Annotated in this window: 24 protein-coding genes and 1 pseudogene; 5 read left to right on the top strand and 20 right to left on the bottom strand. The window is 39.9% G+C overall.

Going from position 1 to position 26,150, the window contains the following annotated elements:
• Positions 1–77: 77 nt before the first annotated feature.
• Positions 78–572 (bottom strand): hypothetical protein, encoded by a 495-nt coding sequence (locus TRNA_RS27165; protein WP_003180395.1) that lies wholly within the window; start codon positions 570–572, stop codon positions 78–80.
• A gap of 105 nt (positions 573–677) precedes the next feature.
• Between TRNA_RS27165 and TRNA_RS27160 the strand changes: the two genes are divergently transcribed.
• Entirely contained in the window at positions 678–1,205 is a 528-nt protein-coding gene (locus TRNA_RS27160; RefSeq protein ID WP_003180393.1) for a hypothetical protein, read from the top strand.
• Between the two features lie 854 nt (positions 1,206–2,059).
• Here TRNA_RS27160 and TRNA_RS27155 read toward each other — a convergent pair.
• The 14 genes and pseudogenes from TRNA_RS27155 to TRNA_RS27090 all read right to left on the bottom strand — a co-directional run bounded on the left by TRNA_RS27155 (position 2,060) and on the right by TRNA_RS27090 (position 16,997).
• Entirely contained in the window at positions 2,060–2,176 is a 117-nt protein-coding gene (locus TRNA_RS27155) for a hypothetical protein (RefSeq protein ID WP_003180390.1), read from the bottom strand.
• Complete coding sequence (locus tag TRNA_RS27150; protein ID WP_009328914.1) at positions 2,176–3,276, bottom strand: Rap family tetratricopeptide repeat protein; 1,101 nt, start codon at positions 3,274–3,276, stop codon at positions 2,176–2,178. The genes TRNA_RS27155 and TRNA_RS27150 overlap by 1 nt, the downstream gene beginning before the upstream one ends.
• Positions 3,277–3,578: 302 nt before the next feature.
• Positions 3,579–3,877 (bottom strand): annotated as a pseudogene (locus TRNA_RS27145) (DUF2690 domain-containing protein); the annotation flags it as partial.
• Between the two features lie 67 nt (positions 3,878–3,944).
• Positions 3,945–5,198, bottom strand: a complete 1,254-nt coding sequence (locus TRNA_RS27140; protein WP_003180385.1) for an MFS transporter — start codon at positions 5,196–5,198, stop codon at positions 3,945–3,947.
• 215 nt (positions 5,199–5,413) lie between these two features.
• Positions 5,414–6,346 (bottom strand): carbamate kinase, encoded by a 933-nt coding sequence (gene arcC, locus TRNA_RS27135; protein ID WP_009328916.1) that lies wholly within the window; start codon positions 6,344–6,346, stop codon positions 5,414–5,416.
• 5 nt (positions 6,347–6,351) lie between these two features.
• Positions 6,352–7,122 carry a DUF2877 domain-containing protein gene (locus tag TRNA_RS27130; RefSeq protein WP_009328917.1) on the bottom strand — a complete coding sequence of 257 codons (771 nt, stop codon included), beginning with the start codon at positions 7,120–7,122 and terminating at the stop codon, positions 6,352–6,354.
• Positions 7,119–8,384, bottom strand: a complete 1,266-nt coding sequence (locus TRNA_RS27125; protein ID WP_011197735.1) for a DUF1116 domain-containing protein — start codon at positions 8,382–8,384, stop codon at positions 7,119–7,121. Before TRNA_RS27125 ends, TRNA_RS27130 begins: the two co-directional genes overlap by 4 nt.
• Positions 8,384–10,141: an acyl-CoA synthetase FdrA gene (locus tag TRNA_RS27120; RefSeq protein WP_011197734.1), complete on the bottom strand. Its 1,758-nt coding sequence runs from the start codon at positions 10,139–10,141 to the stop codon at positions 8,384–8,386. Before TRNA_RS27120 ends, TRNA_RS27125 begins: the two co-directional genes overlap by 1 nt.
• Before the next feature lie 17 nt (positions 10,142–10,158).
• Positions 10,159–11,208: an ureidoglycolate dehydrogenase gene (allD, locus tag TRNA_RS27115; RefSeq protein WP_003180376.1), complete on the bottom strand. Its 1,050-nt coding sequence runs from the start codon at positions 11,206–11,208 to the stop codon at positions 10,159–10,161.
• 23 nt (positions 11,209–11,231) lie between these two features.
• Positions 11,232–12,260, bottom strand: a complete 1,029-nt coding sequence (gene allD / locus TRNA_RS27110) for an ureidoglycolate dehydrogenase (protein WP_011197733.1) — start codon at positions 12,258–12,260, stop codon at positions 11,232–11,234.
• A 15-nt stretch (positions 12,261–12,275) separates the two neighbouring features.
• Positions 12,276–13,064, bottom strand: coding sequence for a (S)-ureidoglycine aminohydrolase (gene allE, locus TRNA_RS27105; protein WP_003180370.1), 789 nt, complete (start codon positions 13,062–13,064; stop codon positions 12,276–12,278).
• 23 nt (positions 13,065–13,087) lie between these two features.
• Positions 13,088–14,317, bottom strand: coding sequence for an allantoate deiminase (gene allC, locus TRNA_RS27100; RefSeq protein WP_041817014.1), 1,230 nt, complete (start codon positions 14,315–14,317; stop codon positions 13,088–13,090).
• A 641-nt stretch (positions 14,318–14,958) separates the two neighbouring features.
• Positions 14,959–16,323 (bottom strand): allantoinase AllB, encoded by a 1,365-nt coding sequence (gene allB / locus TRNA_RS27095; RefSeq protein WP_011197731.1) that lies wholly within the window; start codon positions 16,321–16,323, stop codon positions 14,959–14,961.
• A gap of 440 nt (positions 16,324–16,763) precedes the next feature.
• The gene (locus TRNA_RS27090) at positions 16,764–16,997 is read right to left on the bottom strand and encodes a hypothetical protein (RefSeq protein WP_021837262.1); all 234 of its coding nucleotides are present in this window, start codon (positions 16,995–16,997) and stop codon (positions 16,764–16,766) included.
• Positions 16,998–17,150: 153 nt separating this feature from the next.
• Between TRNA_RS27090 and TRNA_RS27085 the strand changes: the two genes are divergently transcribed.
• Positions 17,151–18,764 (top strand): PucR family transcriptional regulator, encoded by a 1,614-nt coding sequence (locus TRNA_RS27085; protein WP_003180365.1) that lies wholly within the window; start codon positions 17,151–17,153, stop codon positions 18,762–18,764.
• Positions 18,765–18,792: 28 nt separating this feature from the next.
• Here the strand turns inward: TRNA_RS27085 and TRNA_RS27080 are convergent, their stop codons facing one another.
• Entirely contained in the window at positions 18,793–20,034 is a 1,242-nt protein-coding gene (locus tag TRNA_RS27080) for an MFS transporter (RefSeq protein ID WP_003180363.1), read from the bottom strand.
• Between the two features lie 374 nt (positions 20,035–20,408).
• Between TRNA_RS27080 and TRNA_RS27075 the strand changes: the two genes are divergently transcribed.
• Positions 20,409–22,184 (top strand): S8 family peptidase, encoded by a 1,776-nt coding sequence (locus TRNA_RS27075; protein WP_003180361.1) that lies wholly within the window; start codon positions 20,409–20,411, stop codon positions 22,182–22,184.
• 154 nt (positions 22,185–22,338) lie between these two features.
• On the opposite strand, the gene lepB is transcribed toward TRNA_RS27075, so the two are convergent.
• Both lepB and TRNA_RS27065 read right to left on the bottom strand, forming a co-directional pair.
• Positions 22,339–22,857 (bottom strand): signal peptidase I, encoded by a 519-nt coding sequence (gene lepB, locus TRNA_RS27070; protein ID WP_003180360.1) that lies wholly within the window; start codon positions 22,855–22,857, stop codon positions 22,339–22,341.
• A 12-nt stretch (positions 22,858–22,869) separates the two neighbouring features.
• Positions 22,870–23,481, bottom strand: a complete 612-nt coding sequence (locus tag TRNA_RS27065) for a TVP38/TMEM64 family protein (protein ID WP_003180359.1) — start codon at positions 23,479–23,481, stop codon at positions 22,870–22,872.
• Between the two features lie 208 nt (positions 23,482–23,689).
• On the opposite strand from TRNA_RS27065, the gene TRNA_RS27060 reads away from it, so the two are divergent.
• The gene (locus TRNA_RS27060; protein WP_003180357.1) at positions 23,690–24,055 is read left to right on the top strand and encodes a hypothetical protein; all 366 of its coding nucleotides are present in this window, start codon (positions 23,690–23,692) and stop codon (positions 24,053–24,055) included.
• Here the strand turns inward: TRNA_RS27060 and TRNA_RS27055 are convergent.
• Positions 24,049–24,627, bottom strand: a complete 579-nt coding sequence (locus TRNA_RS27055) for a competence protein ComK (protein ID WP_003180354.1) — start codon at positions 24,625–24,627, stop codon at positions 24,049–24,051. The genes TRNA_RS27060 and TRNA_RS27055 overlap by 7 nt on opposite strands.
• A gap of 272 nt (positions 24,628–24,899) precedes the next feature.
• Here TRNA_RS27055 and TRNA_RS27050 point away from each other — a divergent pair, with 272 nt between their 5' ends.
• Positions 24,900–25,133, top strand: a complete 234-nt coding sequence (locus TRNA_RS27050; protein ID WP_003180353.1) for an IDEAL domain-containing protein — start codon at positions 24,900–24,902, stop codon at positions 25,131–25,133.
• Between the two features lie 65 nt (positions 25,134–25,198).
• On the opposite strand, the gene TRNA_RS27045 is transcribed toward TRNA_RS27050, so the two are convergent.
• Positions 25,199–26,056, bottom strand: coding sequence for an SDR family oxidoreductase (locus TRNA_RS27045; RefSeq protein WP_003180352.1), 858 nt, complete (start codon positions 26,054–26,056; stop codon positions 25,199–25,201).
• Positions 26,057–26,150: the final 94 nt, after the last annotated feature.

Here is a 26,150-nt window from a genome sequence, read left to right as displayed (position 1 = left end):
CAATTTATGGTTTCAATATTAAGACACGGAACTTTTGGCGATTGAAATTTTAAAAGAGCAGACAGCTGCCTGCTCTTTTAGTTGTTCTTTTTCTGTATGTTTTTCATAGTTGCCTTATATAACCGCCGTGAAACGATATATGCTACATTTATTAGCAAATACAAAATAAACAAAAATAAAGATACTAAGAATACACCATTATTCCGTATAACAATCTCCTGAGAATGCATTGAATAAATCAATACATATAGATAAAAAACACAAAACATCAACAAAGCTTCAATAACAAAATTGAGAAACCCCCGTTTTTTCAATAAAATCTGAGAAAACACTACGTCTACAATCCCTACGACTACCACAGTGAGAACAAAAAACTTGAATAAAACGATCACAGAATCAAAAGTACCTTTTGTATTGATTGACACATCTGGTGCCAAAGCGACCAATTTAAAGACTCCGAAGAATATCAGAAAAGGGGAAGAAATAAGAAATAAACACATAAGAAGAACAACCAATATTGCAAAAATATGATCCCCAATAGAGTAGTTTTTTTCTTTGGTTTTTTCACCCATTTATACCTATTCCTCTCTTTTTGTGGTATTATATTACTTGTTAAGAATATCAAATAATTGGGGGAATTTGAAATGTAATCAAAGAAAAAAAGATTTTCTCAAGGTGTGATAACACTTACGGCCACAACCCTTATCATTTCAGGATTTAGTGGGTTCGCATCATCTGTCTCAGCCGCTGAACAAGAACAGTCAACCACATCAATTACCGAAACGACGTATGTCACATTGCCAGCTTCTCTTCAAGAATATATGGAAACACATCAAGAGCCTACTACTCTAGAAGATTCCAAAGCATTCATCCAATTTGCATCACAAACTCCAGAATTTCAAACTTACAATCAGTTAAATCAGGATGGACAAGTACATACTGCAGGCCTTATTGGTGGATCTCTAAAAGCCATAAAAGCATTTGGATGGGTTTGCAGAGTTGGGGGAAAAACTCTTAAATGGGCGATTAGACCACTCTCTCCTTCTAAAGCGAGACTCGTCGACAAATATGCACGTAAAATTGCATATGCCACAGAAAGATTAAATAGTGCTTCAAAAGGCGCTCTTGTAAAAGCCTTAGTGAAAGCCGGAGTTCCTAAAAAAACAGCAGATTCCCTTGCGGAAATCATCTTATGGCTCGTATAAAAGTAGAGCAGGCCGCTGGTCTGCTCTTTACTTTGATTATGTAATTTTGATAATAGGATATCAAAAGAAATGACCTCAAACATAGTTTCATCATTTCTTTTGTTTCTTCCATATCTAATCCCAATAAAAAAAGGAATAACTCAATAACAATCCGTGAAAACTTTAATGATTTTTAAAGTGGCTTACATTTTTGTGTTCCCACTTTCTTTTATAATCAATCATTAAGAGGGGCATTTGAATACTTCCGTTGCTCTTTAAATATCCAACAAATGCACCTATCACACTAAAGAAATTGAAAATAACAAATACTTCATGCTGGGAGTATAGTTCGGTAAAATTCAAAAGCAATTAACATCAACGTTTTGTTTCCCACTTTCTTTATTATATAAGTAAATAATACCATTAAATGGACAAATTTAGAATGGGATTTTCACTCAAAAGCAAAACCCTCAAGAAAGAGATCTTGATTTTGAATAAAAGAGTGATTTTACATAAATATCTTGTTCTTCCTTCTGGAAGTCAAAAAAGTCTTAATGTTTAATTATTGTGGAAACATCCTCGTGTTATGCAACATATTTGCTGACAAGTTTCAATTATGATTTTTTTAATAGGTGATGCCTGAGGCGTTGAAGAGATGGGGAATGATCTTACTGACAAGAATAGCTGAAAGGACATCGGAGTAAAAGTAGTCAGCACAGGTTTCGTACCTTTGTTTAGGTTGACCACCCTAAATAGTGGTGAAGAAGTGTTCATTGTCTAACCGCGTTTCTTATGCCTTAATTTACTTTACCTTCCCAAAAAAATCCGCCCTGATGCTCAGGAGCGGATGTTCATATTTGTTCCGAGTATTCGATTTAACCGACCATCTTTTCAGCAACCTGCATGTCGCCGGATGCCCAGTGAGTTTCTGCCGCAAACCATCCCGAACATACGACGGCAGCAATCGCAGCAACAATGAACAGTTTTTTCATCACATTCCCTCCACTTTTTTCATTTTTTCTTCCGCTTTAATCGCTTCCAAAAAGAAATGTGCGGCTTCTTTATAAAGTGACTTTGATCTGTAAACATTGGCCGTTAAGAGCGAAAGTTCTCTGGCGCTGTCGTATTGCTTTGTTTGAAACAGGATTTCAATGTTGTCTTTGCAGTCTTTAACCGCCTGTTCACCATCTCCTGCATAAGCCGCATATAAAATATCGATTTTGGCGTCAAATATTTTATTCGCCGCGGATTTCGACCTTTCCTTCCCTTCTTTGTAAAAGGCTGCAGCGCGTTTATGGTCTCCGACTTTAAACAGCTCTTTGATCATTAAAAACACAGCATTGAAATAATAATCTGATGCAGCATATGCTTGATCATCCAAAACGATTTCTAAAAACTGAATGCTTTTTTCCGAATTGTCCATCGCCGCATAAAGCAAGGCAAAATTATGAAGGAGCTGCATTTCTTTAAAACAGTCGCCGGCTTTTCTTACCGTATGGATGGCTTCTGTTAAATATTCTTCCGCCTCTGTATATTTCCCCATCTCTGTATAATTTCCGGCCATCGTAATATAAGTGGAAACAAGGTTCATATCATGGTCGCCATGCCCCTTGAAAATTTCCATCGCCTGCCGGGTATGGTTTAAAGAGACGATATTCTGGCCCAAGTAATAGTAGAGCTTTCCGACTTTATCGTGAAATTGCGCCACCTCAATTTCATCATGTACATGAGCAAGCTTCTTCTCGGCAATTTTATAGAAGCTGATCGCCTGCTCATAATTCTTTTTATACACTTCATAAGCTCCTGAAAACAGGTAGTAGTAATAGGATGTCATATGTGATGCAGCACTGCCGCCGTTCGTTAACTCCTCTTGCTGTTCTATCTTTTTTCCCCGCGTATCATACAGCATGATTTTATGCCGCAGTTCCAGCAGAGAATAGTAGATTAAAACCTCTTGGTCTTCCTCCATCTCTGCCAGCATCGGTTTGACTTCTTCAAATATTCGGATCGACTGTTCAGCATCATTTCTTCTGATGGCGCGGTACCATGTATTAAGGATGTTGGCGACTTCTTCCGCGGCGATCTTGTTCATATGGAGCTCCTTTCTTCCGATATTCAATTTTTTTGTATTTTATTCATTATTCATATCATACTATATTTTCCTCCCTGTATAAATTAATAGTAATAGTTCATTTTACACAGTTTCCTGAATCCCCCACTTTTCCCACTCTTTTATTAGGTCAAATGACTCTTCAATAGCTGTGAAACCGTGACTGATAAGACAGCAAAAAGCACCCTTGCTGAAAGGGTGCTTTTATACACTACTTCTTCAAATATGAATACGAACTTGTATAGGAATAAGTGAGAGCTCCTGTTAATGGATTGATAATGTTTCTACATCGCATATGAAGAACGCGGATCGAAATCAACCATCGGTGTATAACAGGATGTCTGCCCCGGGAGCACTTTTCCTTTTCCTCCAGCCGGGCTGCAGCTCAGTTCTTTTCCGTCTGTGTTTCTTTTCAAATATGCATTTGCCTCCAAGCCTAAGGACACTGCTTTGTCCAGCGTCATTTTAGCCCATGCTGTTTTGCAGACGCTGCTGAATTTTAACACCACGATTCCGAATTGTTTATTATTTGCATCTATCAGCCTCTGGCTGTCGCCTTTGTTGTGCCGCTTGAAGCGCAATTGCAGTGAATGAGTCTCTTCATACTTAATCTGACTGAGCATTTACTAGAAGTCATAAGCTTTTGCTAACTAATGATGTTTAGCTGCTTTATCAACAGATGGCAAATTACTTTCGTCTATTAAATATGTTGCAATCAACGCGATTACTAACAGAGCTGCTGCAAAATAAAATCCTATATTCATACTTCCTGTAGTGTCTGTCAGCCAGCCAGTAATATATGGAGCTAAAATGGAACCTAACATTCCAACAAAGTTGTAGAATCCAAATGCTGTACTTAATGATTGCTTTGGTGCATTATTTGCTACAACAGCAATTAAAACGGGGTTAACGCTAATTTTCCCTACAATTCCATACACAATTAGTGTCATATACAGAATTGGTAAGCTATCAAAGTAAACAATTGCAGCTGTTGATAAAATACCAAATGGCAACATCATGAGCAATACTGGTTTGCGCCGGCCTAACTTATCTGACAGCCAACTAAAAAATAATGAACCTGGAATTGCTGCCCATGGAACAAGTGATGCAACAAAGGCAATATTTCCTCCGGTTAAACCGCGTGCTGTTTCTAAATAGTATGGCAACCAAGTAATAATCATAAAGAATCCGTAAATAGAGCAGAAAATAATAATATATGCCAAAATTAAGTTTCTATTAAATAAAGATGAAAACTTAAACGGTTCAGCGCTCCTTTTAACCTCTTTATCAGTTTTTGGTTTGTCTTTAATTACAATTGCCATTGCGATGCCGATAAGTACAACCGGCACTGCGATGGCAAAAAATGGGGTTCCCCATCCGAATCCCCATTCTCCAACAACATAACTGGAGATATAATAGCCAATTGAAGTACCAAAAGCCATCCCTGCATTAATCACAGCACTGCCTAATGTTAGACGGTTCTTCGGGATAATTTCGGATGATATTCCATATTGCGGCCCATAATATACCCCCTGAGCCATACCAACCATAAGCCATGCAGAGATAAACAGAAAGAATGTGGGCATCATCCCTGTAACTGCTGCAAGCGAGCCAAATAGAATAACACCTGGAACCAACACTCGTTTTTTCCCAATTTTATCTCCTAATATTCCTGCAGGAACATTCATACCAGCATAACCGATGAAAAATATACTCATAATTAAGCCAAGTTGTGCCTTGCTTAATGAAAACGCTGATTCAATATCCCCCATAATGGGGTTTAATATTGTTCGCGTTGCATAAAGAGCCACCCAACCGAAGAAAAATACGATAACAACTTTTACCCAATAGGGAACCAGTGGTTGTTTTCCTTTACCTTCAACTGATCCCGCCTCTTTTGTCATCAAACTTCCTCCTTCAACTTTTTCCACTAATCCTTTGACTTTCGATCCTAGACTTCATAGATTGTTTCTTTTCGAAATCTGTCTGCGCAGCATAAAGAATCCCATTATAAAGATTGTTCAGAAATTTTTGATCAGAATGACAGATCAAATGTCGTCATATCTGAAAAGGTGGGAATTTTAGTTTTTATCCACCTTATGAACATACACGGATCGTCTTATTTTGTTATGCGCGTCCCCGCTTTTCCGTCTAGTGCAGCTGCCGCTTGGTTCAATGAACAAATAATTGCCTCTTTACCTAACTTTGCAAATTCTATAGCCGCTTGCATCTTTGGCAGCATACTGCCAGCAGGAAATTGACCTTCTGCCACATATTGTTCTGCTTCTTCTACTGTAATTCGGCTTAGTTTTTGCTCATTTTCTTTGCCAAAATTGATAAACACATTTGGTACGTCTGTCAACATCATGAAAACATCAGCATTTAATTGTTGTGCCAGCTTTAATCCTGAACGATCTTTGTCTATTACTGCTTCAAGACCATGTAATAGACCGCTGTCGTCACGATATACAGGTATACCGCCGCCGCCCGAGGAGATAACAATCGTTTCATCAATTAAACGTCGAATCTCTTCTATCCCATGGATCACTTTCGGTTCTGGGGAAGGCACAACTCGTCTATAGCCACGCCCTGCATCTTCTGACATAGCAAACCCTTTTTTCTCCAATTTCTTCGCTTCTTCCTCTGAATAAAATACTCCTATTGGTTTCGTTGGTTTTTCAAATGCTTTATCATACTTGTCCACTTCAACCATTGTTAGAAATGTAGCTACATTCGCGGTAATGCCCCGTTTTTTAATATGGTTTTTTAAAGCTTTTTCGAGCATATAACCAATGAATCCCTGTGATTCTGCGTTACAAGCATAGATCGGCAGCGGTTCAACGACATTTTTGGCAGCTTCATTTTGAGCAATAATATTCCCAACTTGCGGACCATTGCCGTGTGTAATCACAATTTTATGTCCTGCTTCTTTAATTTCAATCATATGACGTGTTGCAGAGATTACATTTTTGAATTGATTAGCATAAGTTGCTTCTTGTTTTGGCTGTAAAATTGCATTACCTCCTAGTGCGATTACTACACTTTTCCCCATTTCTTTCACTCCTTTGTTAAAGCCATATAAATTCCATATAAAGTATCCATCCCAGAAGAAGAACCTACTTTTATAAGACTTTTTATACTTTTCAAAGATGAATCATGTTGTAATTTTGTAATTTTTGAACTAAACAAGCCTTCTATAGCACAAGTTAAAAAGCGCGTGCTGACAAGGGTTGTTAAGGGTTCTCTGATTAGACTTCCCAATGTTTCAAGGTGTTTTTCGGCGATAAAAGAGTTGATGAAGTGTCCATACAATATACCGACCAGTATATCGTCACCCGTCGGCGTTAAACCTTGGCCCCGACCGATAAAGTAACGAAGCTCTTCCTCCAAATTTTCAGTTGGATCGTGTAATTTATTTATCAAGTCCGACACGCGAGCTGATTCAAAATCAGTAGATTCATACGATTTAAATGAAATTTGTTTCACGTTTTCTTTTAATTTATTTATATTTGCATGTTTAAAATCTGTATATAACGGAAGTATTTCCGCATTAAAATTGAGTTCAAAACAATTGTGGGAAAGATGGCTATTGCGAACGTGAAATGTATCTCCCACTTCAAGATCTGCTTTTAATGTTTGCTTCGTTTGTGAGTCAAGCAAGATTCCAAATGGGAAGGTCCCATTTTCATTTGTGCCGATAAATATCAATTCATCATTCCGATCAACAATATTTAAACCTTTTTCAAAAATGCTGTGTACAGTAAACGTTTTTCCCTCAATTAATAGCTGAAGTGCGATTGAACCAACCGCACTTGCCTGTAAAATCATCCTTGAAAACCTAGTTTTTCAGCATATGCTGTGATTGCTTTCTCAAAACATTCGATTGGAGGATGAACTGTACCAGCACCAATTTGCCCATATCCAGCAATTTTATGTGCAATACCTGTGTTGATTACCGGTGTTATGCCTGTTTCAACAACTTTACGTGCATCAATACCTAAACACGCACCTTTGAAGTCCCACGTCGGAATAACAAAGTTCGGATTTTCTCCAACACAGATTTCAGCCATTTGATTGCTTGTTTCAAGCGCATCATTAAATCCGCCTGTTCCAACAAAACGCGTTACTGCAGGGGCAGCAATCATTGCTACGCCGCCAACACCGATTGTTTCTGTAATCGCTGAATCACCGATATCTGTGTTTGCATCTTCCGCTGAGTAGCCGGTAAAATATAACCCTTGTGGTGTATTAACAGGTGCTGTAAACCACTCATCTCCCATACCAGCAATACGAATGCCAAAGTTTTCACCGTTTCGGCACATTGCAGTAACGACTGTACCATGTTTGATTGTACGCGCTGCATCCATTATTGCTTTTCCAGTCGCCATGGCAATGTTTAAGAAAAATTGGTCTGTATCAGCTAAAAATTGGATAACTTCTGCACTTTGTTCGTTTTCAACATCATCTAATGCCACAATTACTGGAGCAACTTCTTTTAAAAACACCAATGATGCTGCAATATTGCGCTGGTGAAATTCATCCCCCATTGCAATAGCTTTAGCCATCAAAACATTAACGTTTATGCCTCCATCAATTTTTCTTAAGGCCTTACTTAACACTGGACCCAACACATCTTTCATCCAGTGCAGGCGATTGATTACCTGCTCATGATAAGCACCGAAGCGTAATACTGCACCGATGCCTTCGTTCATTTGACAGTACGCCTCATTGCCACTCTCTTTGTTCATAACAACAAGAACCGGCATATTAGGTGATGTAATGCCTCCCATTGGTCCAACTGCATTCACATGATGACATGGAATAAATGTAATCTTATTGTTTTCAAGCAGACCACGCGCTCCCTCTTCATCTTCTGCCCATCCTTCAAAAAGAATCGCTCCAACACAAGAGCCTTGCATAGGATCTGTCATATTTTCATATTTAATTGGAGGCCCAGCATGTAATAACACATAATCTTCTAATTCAGGAATCACAGACTTGGCAGGTACAACATCGGTCAAGAATGGTTCAGCTGCTATGATCTTCCGGATAACAGCTTCGTTCGCTTCATTTATTGTTTTGTACCCCATTAGATTGTCTCTCCTTCATAGTAGTTTAGATATTGAAGCACTTTCATTAGCTTTTCATCACCGCCAGCAATTGGCCGCCAGTTAAATTGAACACACTCTGATCCGCTCTTCTGAACAGCTGCTGTAAAACTTTTCAGCCCAATATTGATGACACTTGGTTTCGTATTGATTAAGGACATAATTTTTTCGTCTACTGTCAAGTCTTCTTGGGTATATTCAAATTTTTGTATGTCAAGGACTGGCTGTTCCACTTTTCCTCCTGCCAGTTTAATCGCTGTACGAACCATTTGATCGTTTGTCTCACAAATCATTGCACCACTTTCTTTTAAGGTTTCAATTTGCTTTTCGTAACCTTGAGGATCTTTATCTGTACCTACAACTGTTACAAGCACTGCAAGTTCACGGCCATCCTGATGTGCATTGGCTAAAATACGTTTAATGGCTGGTGCTAATTCATTTGCCATATCATCATGACTGCCATAGCCAATGACGTTATCAATCATGATGACTGCTGTTTCAGGATCGTTTCCAGATGTTTCAAGCATTTCGATGCGTTTTTCAGGATCAATCATCGGGTGTGGCTTCCCCTGGGTATAAATATCATCGCCTAAGTCAATAATTTCATGATGTTTTGTTTTTAGAATATAGGCACCTTTCTTCTCTTCAGGTACTTCTTCTTTGAATGCCTCTTTCACTAACACAGCTGCTTCAGATGCCAAGGTGCCGCCCGAGTAATAACCTTTAATACCAACTTGTGAATCTTTTAACGACACGTTTACATTTTCAGCCACTGTCGGTTTAAAATTCGGTTTGTCGCCATTGGATAATTGAACAGATACAACCGCTGCTTCTTCAAGTGTATACGCATGATAAATATTTTCTTCCTGATAAGTTGGTTTATCTCCTAAAAATAACGTAACAACCGGTTTTTCAATATTTCTTAACACATTTAATACTTTTTGCTGCACTTCCTTTGCAGGCGGTTTAGAAATTACTGTAATCACTTTTACTTGTGGATCTTGATTTAATGCTTTGATACTATCTAAAACCATGGTAGCACCAACCTCTGTTGATAAATCCCGACCACCTGTACCAATTGCGTTTGTTACACCTTTACCAAGACGGTCAATGATGCATGTCACTTCCTGAATCCCTGTACCTGATGCACCCACAACGCCAATATCTCCTTTATTCACGATATTTGTAAATGCCAGTGGCACGCCGTGAATAATTCCAGTACCGCAGTCTGGTCCCATGACTAATAATCCTTTTTCATGCGCCTTTTGTTTCAACTTAACCTCATCTTCTTTAGATACATTGTCGCTGAATAGAAATACATGTAACCCTTCATTCAATGCATTTTCCGCTTCCATTGCTGCATACTGACCAGGAATGGAGATCAATGCCAGATTAGGGTTGTTCGCAAGCTCCATTGCACGCTTCCAGTTATGTGCTTCTTGGTCTTTAGCTCTGTCTTGTGAAGCAGAGTCTCCTTTTAAAGCTGCTTCTACTTCTTCTTTCACTTCCGATACCTTTTCTTCTTGGTTTGTATCTATAACGATGACGATATCATTTGGGTTTGCTTTTTCCAATTCATCTGTGCCCAAACCCGAAGATTTAAAAATGTCTTTGTTAGCTGGTGTTCCCATCATGATAGAAACTTTGTTTATACCATCTATTGCAGATAACTTGTTTGATAAAAGCATTAACACGATAGAATCTTGATAGGTGTTTTCTTTTATAATTGTGTATAACATAATGATCCTCCATTTTGTTATTCTGCAAATCTATTCTTTCCATGATAACGATTGTAATGAACATCGCCTGAAACGAGGTAGTTATAAATATCGTCTACAATTTCAATTCCTTCTTTATCATATTTTGCACTTCTTAATTTACCGCGCTCACCCGGATAATAAATTTCCCCATAGCCTTCTGCTGCCGGTTGTGCTTTTAATTCATCAAGCATCGTCGAAATCTGTTGTTTAAAAGCAGTTAAATCTGTGAAGTATGCAGGGTTGATCACAATATGAATTTGCCCTAAATCTCGGCCTTTTGTCAGGTCTTGATACATGGAAGATACATGTACGCCATGAGGTACTCCAAGAAGGCTGCCTGATAAGACATCCACCATCATCATCAATCCATAACCTTTTGGACCGGCAATTGGCACAAGTGCATGGACATCTCTTGCATTCGTTGTTGGTGCACCGGCTGCATCTACTGCCCATGTTTCCGGGATCGATTCATTTTTACTTCTTGCATCCAATACTTTTCCCCATGCCTGAACAGTTGTCGCCATATCAAATGTGATCATGCGTTCATCAGCCGATGGTGCGCTAAAAGCAATTGGATTGGTGCCAAAGTATGGTTCTGTTCCTCCAAACGGTACGACCATTGGATCTGATTGGCACATGCTTAAAGCAACCATGTCCTGTTCTGCTGCCATTTCAACAAAGTAACCCAATGCACCACTATGCGAAATATTCTTCATGCCTACAACAGCAACACCTGAATTTTTTGCCATTTCGATTGCTTTTTCCATCGCTTGTTTTGCTGCTTGGTGACCTGGGCCATTATCTCCGCTAAAGACGGCGGATGCAGGTCCTGTTTGTTCAAATGTGTAGTTTGGGTTTGCTGTAATACCGCCTTTTGCGATTCGTTCGGCATAGTATTCCACACGTACTGCACCATGGGAATGGATCCCTCTATGATCGGCGAATGTCAATACATCTGAAACATCGTGTGCGGCTCCTTCGTTTAATCCAGCTTTGATCAGCTTCTGTTTGATTAAATGAAACAGCTCCTGCTTAGATACGCGCATCTGCTTCCCCCTTCATTACATGATTAGTAAATTTTGTCTGACTCTAAATAATCTAAAATTTCCTTTGTAACTGGGATACCTGTTTTTTTATACTGTTTCATCACATCTATTTGAATTTCACCGGGATAATACACTTTGTTAAATCCTTCAGCAGGTGGGTTGTCATGTAATTCTTCAACCATTTGAGATATTTTTTCGAGGAATTGCTCCTTCCCACCAAAGTATTCAGGATTGATTACGAGATGAAGCTGCCCTAATCGACGGTACTCCGATAAATCTTTATACATAGAAGTGACATGCTTGCCAAATGGCAAGCCGAGCAAACTCCCCGATAAAATATCAACCATCATCGCTAACCCGTATCCTTTAGGCCCAGCCATTGGTAATAATGCATTTACCTTAAACGGGTCTGTTGTTGGCGCTCCATTTTTATCCACTGCCCATGAGTCTGGGATAGATTTGTTTTTACTTCTTGCATCTAAGATTTTCCCCCAGGCTTGTACCGTTGTTGCCATATCAAAAAGGATTGGACTACCGTCTTTTCTAGGCGCACTAAAAGCAATTGAGTTGGTGCCAAAGTATGGTTCGGTGCCGCCAAATGGCACGACCATGGGATCAGATTGACATACTGTTAATGCCGCCATACCTTCTAATGCTGCTTGATGTGCATAATAACCAATAGCACCGCTGTGTCCCATTTCTTTAACACCGACAACACCGATCCCTGATGTTTTTGCTAATTCGATTGCCTTTTTCATTGCTTGATAACTCACATAATGCCCTAATGCATTATCTCCGTGATAAATCCCCGATGCAGGGCCCGTTTTTTCGAAGCTTAAGTTTGGTTTCAGGTTATATCCACCTTTTAATGCACGTTCGGAATAGTATTGCATTCTTACTGCACCATGTGAGTGAACACCTCGTTCATCTGCAAAAATGAGTAAATCAGCTGTTTTATCCGCTTGTTCTTCAGGTAAACCTGCTTTCACTAATTTATCTTTCATTAGCTGCCGGAGACGATTACGTTCTACATACACTAATGGTTCACTCATTAAAATTGCCCCTCTTTATAGATTAATATCTCTATTCGCATCCTTAGAATAAATATACGAGAATGGTTCATCCAAACCAATTGCATAGGTTGCTTGCGGCGTATAAGCTCCCATAAAAATATAGTCACCTTTGTCAACTGGCATCCACTCGTTGTCCAAGTTGTAAACACCTCGTCCACTTAATATATAGGCACCGTGTTCTTGAACGTGCGTTTCAATGTAACCATGCGAAGCACCTGGCTCGAATGAAAGAATATGAATGTTCATGTCATATGCGATTTCTTTTGGCAGTAAATCTTGAATTAATACTTCTTTCATACCTTCATAGGCTTCTTGTTTAATGTTATTCACATTACCTGCAACGATTTCTGGTGTATGTCCTTCAAGCGGCTGATAGCGCTTTTTGTATAAAAACAAACGGCTGTCCTCACCATTATTATTATTTTCAAATGTCAATTGTAAGTGTGGAGGCACATATAAGAATCCGCCTTTTGCTAATTCGTATTTTTCACCATCCGCAAAAGCGTTGATTTTACCATATTCAACGTACACAAATGATTGGATACCATCACCGGCAAAACCTGTTTTGTTTCCGCCCTTGTTTTTAACTGTTACCAAATAATCTACAAACCTTGCACCTAAACGCGGGGATCCTAAAATCGTTACATCACAATCTTCAAAGCCAGGTACAACATTATTAACCAAGCCATCAGGTGTGATTACCGCATAATTATCCTTTTTTATTACTGAACGTGTTTCTAATAAACCTTCTCTGTATCCTTGATTATGATTTAAGTAACTCATGAGTATCTGGCTCCTTTTCATTATTATTCCTTATAAGCTAGTTCAAACAATACATCTTTCAATACTTCAATCCCCTTCACAAGGTCTTCTATCTTCGTTTCTTCATTGGTATTGTGGCTAATTCCGCCAATAGAAGGTACAAACAGCATTGCTGTTGGGACAAAATCCGCAAAAATTTGCGCATCATGACCTGCACCAGATGGCATCAATTTATAGCTGTCCCCCACATTGGCCTTAGCTGCTTGTTCAATTATTTTAATGATTTCTTTATCCATCAATGACGGTGCTTCATCCATCCATAAATTAATGTCATAAGTCATGTTGTTTGCTTCTGCAACCGCTTTAACTTTATCTTCAATTTCTTTCGCAAAATTATTTAATAGTTGTTGATCAATATGACGACAGTCTATCGAAAAAGTAATTTCTCCAGGGACGACATTTACCGTGTTTGGAACAGGAGTGACATGTCCAAACGTTAATACAAGAGGCTCCCCAATTTCTCTAGCTCGTTTCGTTAAGTCTGTTACAATTTCACTATATGCAACAACTGTATCCCTTCGTAATGACATCGGTGTCGTGCCAGCGTGATTTGCTTCACCTTTCAAGTTAATTGTGTAACGTTTTTGGCCAACAATCCCAGTTACAACACCTATCGCTTTATTTTCCGCCTCTAATACTTTCCCTTGTTCGATATGTACTTCAACAAATGCTTTAATATCGTCACGAACATGATCTGTTTTACGGTAATCAAAACCCGATTCGTGCATTGCATCTTCAAATTTAATTCCATCAGCATCTTCTATTGTTTCAACATCCGATTTTTTGGCTAAGTTAAAGAAGTTTTTACTTCCCCAAAATGTATATGGGAATCGGCTTCCTTCTTCTTCTGCGAGAGATAGTACTTCTATTGTTCGTAATGGTTGACCATGTTTTTCTTTTAAATATTTCACAGCAACCAATGCAGATAAGATACCGAATTGTCCATCCAGATGACCGCCTTCTACAACTGTATCGATATGTGATCCTGTTAAAATAGTTTCTTCAGGATGCTTACTTCCAACAAGGCGACCAGATAAGTTTCCAACATCATCAAAGCTTACTTCTAAACCTTCTTCCTTGAATGTCGCTTCCAGTTCGCGAACTGCAGCAATCCATTCAGGAGAGTATAACAGACGCGTAATACCCCCTTGTTCTAAACCGCCAAAACTTGTGAATTTCTTATCCAACGTTTCAAAGGTTGATCGAATATCTATTTTTTTCTCCTCCTTTCTCTATTTACTTTCATCATAGAACCCTGTTTACGACCATTCATTGACATAACCAACAATAATAGAAAAGCATTTTATGCACTTTTAACAAAGACACCTTTTAATCAATTTACGGTATCTAAATAATGGGCTAATGCCAGAGATAAAAAGAAACTGTTGGCTTTCGATTACATAAAAACTCAAAAAATAACAAATTAAATTTGCATCGAATTTCTCCTAAAGAAAATCACAGATCGCTCGCTTAAAAATTTATAGATGGGAGCGACACATCTCTCCTACCCATTAATAAATAAGGTGCAAATAAAAAAACTACCCTATAAATCAATAAAAAACATTGATTTATAGGGTAGTTTAAAATGATATGCCAAGAGTCAGAATACATACGAGCAGCAGCAATTCTAAGCTGTTAGTGTATATTGGAAATTTTTTACTCGTTTTAATTTGATTAACAGCTGCTGCTGTAATAGCGAGAGATTGCGGTGAAGTCACTTTACCATGCTCACTTCAGCTGTATAGCCGCCATAAGAAATGCTGATGACACACTGATTTGCGAGTGTAACACAATCTCAGGTCGCCTTCACATCTTCCTATGCCTCAAATTCCTGACGGGATGGCTATTCCGTCACTTAAGGAATAAATCTTCCTACTTTTTCATTTGAAATTCCTTTTTCTTTATCATAGATTTCGACACCGCGAAGGATTGTTTTCACTACCTGAGCACCAATTTTGCGGCCAATATACGGACTAATTTTGTGTCGATATGCTAAGTCCTCAGCCTTTAATTCATAAGGTGCATCTTTCTTAATAAATACGAAATCCGCATCTTTCCCTACTGCAATACTGCCTTTTGATGCGAGATTAAAACGTTTCGCAGGGTTTGTAGCAATAATGGCTGCAAATTTGGATAATGGCATATTACGTTTTTGCACACCTTCATCAAATAATACATCGACATTATTTTGTAAACCTGCGATACCTCCCCAAGCTTCAAATGCATTATCCGTAGCTTTTAAGTCCGGGGTACATGGTGAATGGTCTGATGTTACGAATGAAATATCTCCGTTTAATACCCGATTCCACATGCCTTCTAAGCGTGATTGCTCACGGATTGGCGGAGAGCATTTTACAACCGGTCCGATATGATCTAGTTCTTCTTTATAGAAATATAAATAGTGTGTACATGTTTCGCATGTAATATCGACCCCTTCCTGTTGTGCTTTGACAATTTCGTCTACGCCCTCTTCACAAGCTATATGAACGATGTGTACACGACATCCCGTTTCTTTCGCAAATAGAATAATTTTTCTAATCGGTTCTACTTCAGTAAATACGGGTCGAGAATCTACATAAGCACGCAATGAAGTTTCCCCATTTTTAGATGCTATTTCCCCTAACTTATCGGTAATTGCGGCATTTTCAGCGTGTATAGATAATATTTTGCCTGTCTTCGCAATTTGTTTCATGCCTTCGTAGAGGGAATAGTCATCTACGTTCATGAAATCTCCTTCTATAGAACGGTCGCCACATGTTGCTAAAAAACATTTATATGCAACAACACCATTGCTATCTAATTCTTGAATACCCCCATCTAAGTCAAATGGTACTAAACCGCCGTAACTCGCAACGTCTACTGATAATTTTCCTTTTCCGGCTTTAAATTTTTCTTGAATAGATTCCTCATCTACCGTTGCTGGCACTTGATTTAATGGCATTTCAATAAACGTCGTTACACCGCCTTTTGCAGCGGCACGTGTTCCTGTGTCATAGCCCTCCCATTCATCACGATAGCCGCCGCCCGGCTCTGTGATATGCACATGTGCATCAATCATACCTGGAGATACAATAGATCCTTTTGCATCGATAATTTTTGCACTTGTACCCAAATCCTGACCGATTGCTGCGATTTTGCCATCTTTGATCCCTACTTCGACTTCTTGTTCACCATTTTCTAGAATGACTAATCCATTTTTGATAATTGAATCAAAATTCATCAAAATCATCCTCCTCTTTTTTAAGCTGCAAGAATAATATTACTTGCTGCATTGATAGAGATTTCTGTAAATAGAAGTACACCTGTAGCAAGGAAACCGCAAATATATATCCTATTGATTAACAACATTCAGTATATTCCGTCCTTGTTGACCCAATAGAGCATCCAATTAAAATGGTTACAGTTGAAAACGCAAATAAAACGTGAGCAGCAACAATACCGGAAACTTGTCCAATAATTTATGTTTTTGCTGATTTTATTTGTGTGGAGCCGGAACCACTCAATAAAGCTTGTGAACCAGCAAATGTCTGCAATCAAACCGAGGAGATCCAATCCGCAGCACCACGTAATACACCTTGCAGTTAGCACCTATATCACCATAGGTATATCTTAAATGCATATGTTTTGAACCCTTGTATCCGTTTACGGCGAGTCTTAAGACTATCTAAGAAGGAACTTATAATAAGGGATACCATTAATTTTAGCGGTAATGATCCCAGTTTTAAAAAGACCACCAACGGCTATATCATTCTGAATATTACGCCCTGCTCCCACTGCAACGTTAAATGAGGATGAATTTCTTTGTTCAAGTGATCTTGGGCATGATATCTTTATAATAACCACACTTTTCAAAAACGAAGAATCATGATGAATATCTTGATTTTGTTCAAGCATAATGATTCTCCTTTAATATTTTTAACTAAAGGATTATACGTATAATAACCTTCAAAAACAGTGTACTATCAGATTGAAAAGTTATCCTTGTAATATCTTACATATTTCATTTTTATTTTATCTTTTTCTAACAAAGATAAGGAGGCAGCCTTTATGACAACATTAAAAGAAATATTATCTGTACTGCAATTTTCAGATTTAACATTGCTGAATGAGCAGGGCGATTTGGAACGAGTGGTAGAAATGGTTGATATTACAGAAACGCCTGATATTAAAAATTTTACAACGCCGCACTCACTTATCGTCACAACAGGAATGAGCTATCAGGATGATCAATCCGGACTAATCAATCTTATTAGAGAGTTAAATGATATACAAGTTGCTGGTCTAGGTATCAAGCTATCCCGATTTTTAAAAAAATTAGATGATGAGGTTATTGCATTTGCAAATAAATTAAAATTCCCAATTATTGAAATTCCGGAAAGTTGGAATTTGGGATCCATTACTCATCATATATCTTCATTTATCTTGGATGAAGAAACAGAAAAATTACACTTCGCATTAGATATCCAACAAGAGTTAAATGCTATGCTAATGCAAGGGTTTAGCCTGAACATGATGATTGAACGTTTAAGTAGACTCATAAAGGTTCCTGTAATGCTGCTAAATTCTTTTCATCAAGTTGAATCATCGAGTCATCACTTTCATCAAAACTCAGAACATGTTCAAAAAAACCTTAATTATTTCAGAAGATATTTAAATTCAGAGCAAACCGAACCAAATCATAATGGTGTTTTCCAGGAAGAATATGCTGTATTTAAGGTTCCTGCATTTAAATATTTTCCGTATTATCTTATGATTTCAAATGTTAATTTGCTCAACTATCCGATTAGTTTATTAACAATAGAACAGGCAGTGAACACACTTAGTCTCGCTATTTATAAAAATAGTAAAATCAAGGAAGCAGAGCAGCAGGACGTGAACCATTTTTTCACAACACTTATGTCCGAACATCCTGACAACCTTGTTTCACTAGCACAACACACTGATCTTTTAAAAAAATATCACATTCAACCTTCTACATTCTATCAAGTGATTATTTGCGGGATTGACAAAGAAAAGAATGTAGAAAATAGCGCCTACTTAAATGAGCGATATCAGATGACTTTTGAGTGGCTGACGCATAAGTTTACTGGAATTGACCCTTCCATTAGCATATATATGTCTCAGGGAGAACGCAGATTTACGATACTTCTGCAAAGAAGACATCATTATTATTTGGAATACTGCAGATATATCCAAAAAGAGTATCAGCTATTTTTTAATAGCTCCCTTTCATTTGGCATTGGTAATGAGGTTTCCGAGCTTTCACAATTGCCACTGTCTTTTTTCGAAGCGAATGAGGCTTATGATAATAAATATGAACAAGGCGAAATGGAATTTATAGAGCCCTACAAATCCAAAAGCGTAGAAGAATTATTACAACTCATTCCAACGAATAAATTAAAGCCATTTATCATTTATACACTCGGTCCTTTAGCCTATCCTCAGACAACGAAGGAAAAAGAACTAAGATTCACATTAAGTGTCTATATGGCAAACCAATGTGATCTTACAAAAACCTCAGAAGATATTTTTATTCACCGTAATACTGTGAAATATCGTATTAAAAAATGCGAAGAAATATTAGGTCAATCTGTAGAGTCTCCTGATACATCACTGAGCATTCGTTTGGCGTTATTTGCTTCAGAGAAAATATCGTTGTGAATACAAAGGAGCACCACTGGAAGTTCTCTTAGTTAGCTGCTGTTTTATTCTGTCTTAACATAACCACAAGGAAAAATAGCAACGCTGCTGCTGCAAGAAGAATGGTTGCAATATAGAATGCTAATACTCGCGAGCCGGTTACATCACCAATATAACCAGTAAGTGTTGGTGCAATAACAGATGAACTCATTCCAAAGAAGTTAAAGAGAGTTAATGCTCTGGCAACTCTGTCTCCTGATACGGAATCAGATACATAGGTTATTAAAACTGGATCAATCGCAAGTTTACCTAATAAGCCATATAAAATTAACGCAATATACAGTACTGCAGGATTTGGTGCAAACACTGTCAAACTAATTGTTACTGCTGCTGCAATTAATAAAAATAAAATTAAACGCAGACGCAAATGTGCATTTTTGTCTATATATTTAGTAAATATCAAAGCACCAGGCACTGCAGTGACCGCAACTAGTGCAGCTACATATCCTACTGAACCTTGAGCAAATCCTTTTTCTGCTACAAGAAAGGACGGCAACCAAGTTACAATCATATAATAGCCATAGCATGTTGCAAAATATACAAAATATACAACTAATTGTCTTGGAGAAAATAAGCTTTCATTTTGAATATCTGTGCTTTGTACAGTGTCTTTCTTCTCTTCAGCCACTTCCTTATCTGATGTTTTATCTTGTTTAATAAACAGCACAAACACAAATGTTACAGCTACGATAACGATAGCTGTTATAAAAAGCATATAATTCCATTGAATTTCAAAACCGCCTACTAAAACCGATGATCCGATTAGTCCAATTACCATCCCTAATGCTGAACCGCTATTTATAATCGCATTGGAAAAGCTTTTTTTATCTTTTGGCGTATGTTTAGCTGATAAGGAAAAGGCTGCACCGTAATATGAACCAGTCGAAATACCAGCCAATAACGAACCAATGTATACTTGCATGATAGTTGAACTTGTGCCAATCACAAATGTAGCCAGCGCAAAAACGATAAATGCAGGAATTAACACCTTTTTTTGTCCAAATTTATCGACAAGTGCTCCTGATGGAATTTGCATACCCGTATATGCAAAGAAATAAATAGAAGCAACCAACCCTATTTGCGTGTCACTAATATTCCCTAATGATTCTTGAATCTGCGGATATATTGGCGTAAGTATTGTACGATAAATCCAAATAGCGACCCACCCTAAACACAATGCAATAATTATCTTTTTGTAATAATTGGGGTCATGTTTAATTGTTTTTTCCACGGTATGAGAACGCTCCCTTCTTTTAATCTATTTTTTATTTAATTAAATTGTAGGTTGTAAGCCAGTCAATAACATTGTTCACTTTCAACAAAAACAAAAGTAACATTATACATTTTAGACAAAAGGCGTCGCTTAAAAATGATTCATCGATAGAAGCTGGCCTTATGACTCTTTTTTAAAACTAACTTGGAGTACCCAATTTAACTTCCCGAATAAACAGGAAGCTTCACAAATGTTGATATAACAGTGTTTTTAACGTTTTAAAAACTAAAGGTGCATGACAAGCGACCTTAAGATAAGCTTTCTTTCTCTTTGAAAATTCAAAAATCCTCCGATATATATAGCGAACGCCGCTAAAAAAGGAGGAGAGCCGGATGAAAAAGTTATGGAAAATCGCGGTTTCGGCTGCAATGTTCGTCGGTTTTTTCGCAAATTCACCCCGCATTCAAGCGGAAAGCAATAAGCAGGAAAACGAGGTCATTGTTGTATATAAAAATACCAGCGGAAAAGAAACCGTCATCGAACAGGCAGACACGGTAGAACACGTTTACCGGCACATTCCCGCAGCCGCTGTCACTGCGGACGACAAAACAGTGCGCGAACTTGAACACGATCCCGACGTCCTGTATGTCGAAGACAACCTCCCGGTAGCTGCTGCCGACAGCACCGCTCTAAAAGCTTTCTCCAGCAGCACAGCGCAAAACGCCTCCGCGTTTTCACAGTGGAACATCAAGCTGATTCAAGCCGCACTGGCTTGGAATAAAGGTTTGACCGGAAAACAGGTGAAGATCGCGGTTATTGACAGCGGGATTTCCCCCCATGAGGAGCTGTCGATCGCCGGCGGTGCATCGATGGTCGGCTATACCGCTTCATACCGTGACGATAATGGCCACGGAACCCATGTTGCCGGAATCATCGGAGCGAAGCATAACGGACGGGGGATCGACGGCATCGCGCCCGGCGCGCAGCTGTATGCCGTAAAAGCGCTGGACCGGAATGGTGCGGGGGATCTGAAAGGTATCTTACAAGGCATCGATTGGTCGATCCAGCACGGAATCGATATCATCAATATGAGCCTCGTCGTTTCAGGCGACAGTCAAGTTCTCCACGATGCAGTAGATAAAGCATACAAACGGGGAATCATTTTAGTCGGAGCGAGCGGAAATGCCGGAAACGGAAAATCCGTTTATTACCCGGCCGCCTACAGCAGCGTCATTGCCGTCTCGGCAACCAATGAAAAAAATCAGATCGCCTCATTTTCCAACACCGGCAGCGCCGTCGAGTTTTCCGCTCCCGGCACATCGATTATCAGTACATCTTCCGATCGCGGCTATGCAATCGGAAGCGGCACTTCACAGGCAACGCCGCACGTCACCGGCATGTTTGCACTTTTGAAACAGCTGTACCCAACCGCTTCAAATGCTGAGCTGCGCAAGAAAATGCAGTTTTATACAAGCGATTTGGGCGCTCCCGGCCGTGATCATTTGTTCGGCTACGGATTAATCCGCTTCAAAGAGGTCACACAGCCATTGGAAAAAGCGCAAAAAGCCGTCGGACAAGCGGAAAAGACAAAGAAAAAAGCGGACATTCAAACCGCACAAAAAGCGATCGAACCGCTCCCTGCAGACGCAGATAAAACCGCTTTGAAAAAGAGACTCAATACTGTTAAAGAGCAGCTTAAAAAAACAGCCGAAAGCAAAGTGAAACTCGCTGAGAAGCAAAAAAAGAAAACCAATGCCGACTCCGCCCAAAAAGCGGTCAACGAACTCGACAGCGGCACTTTCAAAACGAATTTGCAAAAACGGATCAACGCGGTCCGTTCAAGCCTCTTGAAGACCGCAAAGCAGGCCGTTGCCAAAGCTGAAAAAGCGGCAACAGACTCAAACCTCGGCAAAGCGCAAAAAGCGATCAATGAGCTTCCCGCCGGAAAAGACAAATCAAATCTGCAAAAAAGGCTGAACACCGCGAAAAAGCAAGCAGCTGCAGCCTATAATAAAAAAGTTTCTGCAGCAAAGGCCAAAGTCAAAACGGCCGAACAAAAGAGAACGAAAAAAACAAAATCAGCAGCGCAATCAGCAGTAGGCAAGCTGAAAGCATCCGCCGAAAAAACGAAGCTGCAAAAACGGATCAATGCCATTAAGCTGAAGTAGTACGGAAAAAAGCCCGGAATCATCCGGGCCTTTTAATTTTCATATTTAGCAAATGCGTCATTATTGATGCTGTTGTACTAATTGACATTTCGGGCTCGTCATTTGCGTAATCGTATTCCTTGGTCGGCCGCTTACTCTCCCCCGTACTCTCCAATCACTTCTTATCAATTCTTTCCGTCACAATCCCGACGATGTCCCGTTCTGAAACAAAGCCGAAATGGCGGCTGTCAAAGCTGTGGATCCGGTTGTCCCCGAGGACGAAGTACTCGTTTTCAGGCACCTTCTCCTCTCCGGTCACTTCCTGCAGTGTAAAATCCCCTGTCAAGTCCCCTCCGGCGGTGACGGCCTTTAAGTCGTCCAGATAAGGCTCTTTGATCTTTTCTTCGTTGATATACAGCTGATCATCTTCATACCTGAGGGTTTCGCCCGGAAGCCCGATCACCCTTTTAATGAATATATCTTTGTCAGGTCCTTTAAACAGCACGATGTCAAATCGGCTGATCGTTTTAAAGCGGTGGGCGAACCTGTTGATCAAAAGCTCGTTGCCCTCCTGAAAGGTCGGATTCATGCTGACGCCTTCTACTTTATATTCAATGAAAACGGCATTTTTGACCTGAATCCCGACGACGATGACAAGCAGTACCCCGGCTATGACCAAAAAACGCTTTTTCAATTCTGTGTCCCCCTAGTCTTTCTCTCTCTGGCTGAATCTCACGTTCAGACGATGTTCAACCCGTTTTCCGGCGTACCATAAGATCAGCATGACGATGATCACGGCGGCTGTCCGCAAAGGCTGGGTAAAAAGCGCCTTCAGATCATGGCCGACAAAGCTCACCATAAAAATCATCACGAACTTGCCGCAAAGCACCGCCAATGAAAAAGGCAGCAGGCTGACTCGCGAAAGTCCTGCCACAACATTTACCGCCGCCGAAGGCGTGAATGGAAAGCAAAGCAGGAGAAACAGCGGACCGAAGCCCCGTTTTTCCACCCAGATCATCAGTTTTTTTACGGATGGATGCCTGCGGATAAAACCGAGTGCTTTTTGCTGGCCGAAATGGCGGATAAAAAGAAAAACCGCTATAGAACCTAAAGATGCCCCGACCCACGTCAACAAAAACCCCTGCCATAAACCGAACGAATTTACATTGGCAACAACAAACACGAGCAGGGGCAAAAACGGGAGCAGCGCTTCAATAAACGGCAGCAGTACGGCTACAAAAGGACCAAAAGCCCTGTAGCTCTGAAAAAACTCTGTTAAATTCTCTTCTGTAAAATAGCTGAATAATTGCTCCAACATTGATTCTCCTCAGGGCGGTTGTCTACTTCTATTCTACACTTTAAATCAAAAACTTTAAATCATCCGTCTCGGTTGTTTTCTGTATTAGTCTGAAACAACCTGATCATTTTAGTCATTTTTTCCCGTTCTTGATTAAAAGGCCGTATTTCGTGTAAAATAAAAACAGAACAAATGTTCCTGAACAAAAAAAGAAATGAGGAGAAAAGCCATGACAAGAATTCCCGCCGAAGCCAGGGATATGATTGAAAAGGCGATTTACCTCCCGATGACCGTCAGCATATTAAACCGGGACATGAAAATCATCCAGCAGGGGCCGTTTAAGCTGAAAGACCCCTATCTGCATCTGATCGAACAGGCGTTAAAGCTTGCCCAGCGCGACCTGTACGACGTAAAAAATGAACTGCGCCGCCGGAAAATCAAGGTGCATGAAGTGTCGCGGGACGAAGCCTTTACGATGTATTCCTTTATATATGAGGGTTACGAAGAAGAGCATAACTACTTTAATCCCCGCATCCGCAACCAGGTATCCGCGCTTCTTGAGCACTATTTATTCAAAGCCGCTCCAGATCAATAGCGCTTTTTCAGCTCCCTGAGGATGAATTCGTATATCAGCTGATTCCGGTCTTCTTTCGGATAGAGCATAAATTCCTGTTTCTTCTGCATGGGGTTTCCTTCAATCCTGTCGATAAATTTTGTTCTCAGCCATGCCGTTCGGTAAACCTGGTTTTCGAAAGATGAGATGGATACGGGCAGCTCCAGCGTTTCCCCGTTGACAAACGTGACAAACGTGTTGTCATACTTTGCCGCGCAAAACTCGTGAACATGCGCATGGGAAAGCCACCCGCACTGAGGACGAGTTGAGGAAAATGTGGGGAAAAGAAAAATGTTGTTTGAGTGATCCACCATGATCGGCGGTTTATGGGAAACTTTAATGACTTCATATGTGCCCGCTTTTCTTCCCGCATAGCTCGATCCGAAATAGCGGCAGCTTCTTTCGATAATTTGAAACGGCTTCATATTGACGCGGAAAGTCCTGTCGGTCTCAAGTATTTTTGAGGCGGGTTTCTCCCCCTCTCCCAGAGGCAGGACAGCCATTGTCGAACTGTTTACTTCATACGTATCCTTTGTCATATCCTCTGTGCTCATTTTGATCCTCCTAATCGTTAGTAAATTTATACTATTAATCTAACATTATCCTTTACAAAACGACAGGATTTTTTCCAATTAATTTGAAAATATGTTTTTAAAATGCCATTTTTATGTTTTGTTCGATTAAATCCGTGTTTCTTTGTCCAAATATACAAACTTTTATTCTCATAAACACGCATCTCCGAATAATTTTCTAAAAATTATAAATACTTATTGATTTTTTATTGTGTAATCCATATACTATAAAAAAGGCATCAGGGGGAATCTTTATGAAAGAGAAAAAATCGTACGCTGAGCTCATGAAGTCCCGCAATACCCAAAAGGTGAAAGAACTTGATGTAACCATCACGGATATCTACATTCAAATGGTCCTTGATGAATCGCTTTTTAAACGGCGTTTGCACACGCTGAGCAAGAAGATTAATGAAGCATTAGACAAAGGAGATAAGCAATCTTTCCTTGAGCTTTCAAGAGAATATACAGCGCTGAAAAAGCACGCATAACGGCCAATCCCAAGGGATTGGCTTTCTTATGCGAAAAAAGCCGGCTTTTTAAATAGTCCGGCCTTTTATCCGTTAATAATCGTTCCGCCGTTGACATGGAGCACCTGGCCCGTCATGTAGGAAGAATCGTCGCTGGCTAGAAACAGATAGCTCGGCGCCACTTCAGCAGGCTGTCCCGGCCGTTCCATCGGCGTTGTTGAACCGAATATTTCGACCTCTCTCTCAGTAAACGTCGACGGTATAAGCGGCGTCCAAATCGGCCCCGGTGCCACACCGTTCACACGAATGCCCTGATCGACAAGCGACAAAGCGAGCGAACGCGTAAATGATGTAATCGCTCCTTTCGTCGAAGAATAATCGATCAGCCTTTCATTGCCGGCATAAGCCGTAATCGAGGTCGTATTGATGATTGAGCTGCCTTTTTTCAAATGCGGCAGCACAGCTTTTGTCAAATAAAACATGGAAAAAATATTCGTCTGAAACGTTCGGATCAGCTGATGGCTCGTGATTTTTTCGATTCCCTTTTGCGGATGCTGTTCAGCCGCATTATTGACGAGAATATCGATCGTTGGGAATGCTTCCTTTGCCCGGCGCACCACATCGTTGCAAAAAGCCTCGTCCCCGATGTCCCCTGCAATCAGCTTGCATCCGACGCCTTCTTTTTCCACATACCCCTTTGTTTCTTCTGCATCGCGGTGTTCATTTAAGTAAACGATGACAACGTTCGCGCCTTCCTTCGCAAACAAAACGGACACGGCACGGCCGATTCCGCTGTCTCCTCCCGTAATAATCGCGGTTTTCCCAGCCAGTTTTCGCTCTCGTTTCGGCCGGTCGAAAACGGGCCGGGGATCCATCAAATACTCCAATCCGGGACGCTGTGTTTGGTGCTGGGGAGGCAGTACTTTCTTCGGCTGCTTGCTCAAAACCATTCCTCCTTCACATCGATTCAACCTTACTATTTTATGAAAACGCCCCTTTTTTATGACAAGCCGCTTCACATGCATGAATATTTCTCAA

The sequence above is a fragment of the Bacillus licheniformis DSM 13 = ATCC 14580 genome (assembly GCF_000011645.1).
In the GTDB taxonomy this organism is placed as follows: domain Bacteria; phylum Bacillota; class Bacilli; order Bacillales; family Bacillaceae; genus Bacillus; species Bacillus licheniformis.
This window is presented reverse-complemented; position numbering and strand designations above follow the sequence as displayed.

Excerpts from the sequence above, each read along its gene's own strand:
- allE (WP_003180370.1), bottom strand. The coding sequence starts at position 13,064 with ATGAGTTACTTAAATCATAATCAAGGATACAGAGAAGGTTTATTAGAA.
- TRNA_RS27085 (WP_003180365.1), top strand. The coding sequence starts at position 17,151 with ATGACAACATTAAAAGAAATATTATCTGTACTGCAATTTTCAGATTTA.
- TRNA_RS27055 (WP_003180354.1), bottom strand. The coding sequence starts at position 24,627 with ATGAGCACAGAGGATATGACAAAGGATACGTATGAAGTAAACAGTTCG.
- TRNA_RS27155 (WP_003180390.1), bottom strand. The coding sequence starts at position 2,176 with ATGAAAAAACTGTTCATTGTTGCTGCGATTGCTGCCGTCGTATGTTCG.
- arcC (WP_009328916.1), bottom strand. The coding sequence starts at position 6,346 with ATGGGGAAAAGTGTAGTAATCGCACTAGGAGGTAATGCAATTTTACAG.
- TRNA_RS27090 (WP_021837262.1), bottom strand. The coding sequence starts at position 16,997 with ATGCTTGAACAAAATCAAGATATTCATCATGATTCTTCGTTTTTGAAA.
- TRNA_RS27060 (WP_003180357.1), top strand. The coding sequence starts at position 23,690 with ATGACAAGAATTCCCGCCGAAGCCAGGGATATGATTGAAAAGGCGATT.
- TRNA_RS27120 (WP_011197734.1), bottom strand. The coding sequence starts at position 10,141 with ATGTTATACACAATTATAAAAGAAAACACCTATCAAGATTCTATCGTG.
- TRNA_RS27150 (WP_009328914.1), bottom strand. The coding sequence starts at position 3,276 with ATGAACAAGATCGCCGCGGAAGAAGTCGCCAACATCCTTAATACATGG.
- TRNA_RS27165 (WP_003180395.1), bottom strand. The coding sequence starts at position 572 with ATGGGTGAAAAAACCAAAGAAAAAAACTACTCTATTGGGGATCATATT.
- allB (WP_011197731.1), bottom strand. The coding sequence starts at position 16,323 with ATGAATTTTGATTCAATTATCAAAAATGGATTAGTCATTCTAGAAAAT.
- allD (WP_003180376.1), bottom strand. The coding sequence starts at position 11,208 with ATGCGCGTATCTAAGCAGGAGCTGTTTCATTTAATCAAACAGAAGCTG.
- TRNA_RS27130 (WP_009328917.1), bottom strand. The coding sequence starts at position 7,122 with ATGATTTTACAGGCAAGTGCGGTTGGTTCAATCGCACTTCAGCTATTA.
- TRNA_RS27075 (WP_003180361.1), top strand. The coding sequence starts at position 20,409 with ATGAAAAAGTTATGGAAAATCGCGGTTTCGGCTGCAATGTTCGTCGGT.
- TRNA_RS27050 (WP_003180353.1), top strand. The coding sequence starts at position 24,900 with ATGAAAGAGAAAAAATCGTACGCTGAGCTCATGAAGTCCCGCAATACC.
- TRNA_RS27140 (WP_003180385.1), bottom strand. The coding sequence starts at position 5,198 with ATGACAAAAGAGGCGGGATCAGTTGAAGGTAAAGGAAAACAACCACTG.
- allD (WP_011197733.1), bottom strand. The coding sequence starts at position 12,260 with ATGAGTGAACCATTAGTGTATGTAGAACGTAATCGTCTCCGGCAGCTA.
- TRNA_RS27065 (WP_003180359.1), bottom strand. The coding sequence starts at position 23,481 with ATGTTGGAGCAATTATTCAGCTATTTTACAGAAGAGAATTTAACAGAG.
- TRNA_RS27125 (WP_011197735.1), bottom strand. The coding sequence starts at position 8,384 with ATGGGGTACAAAACAATAAATGAAGCGAACGAAGCTGTTATCCGGAAG.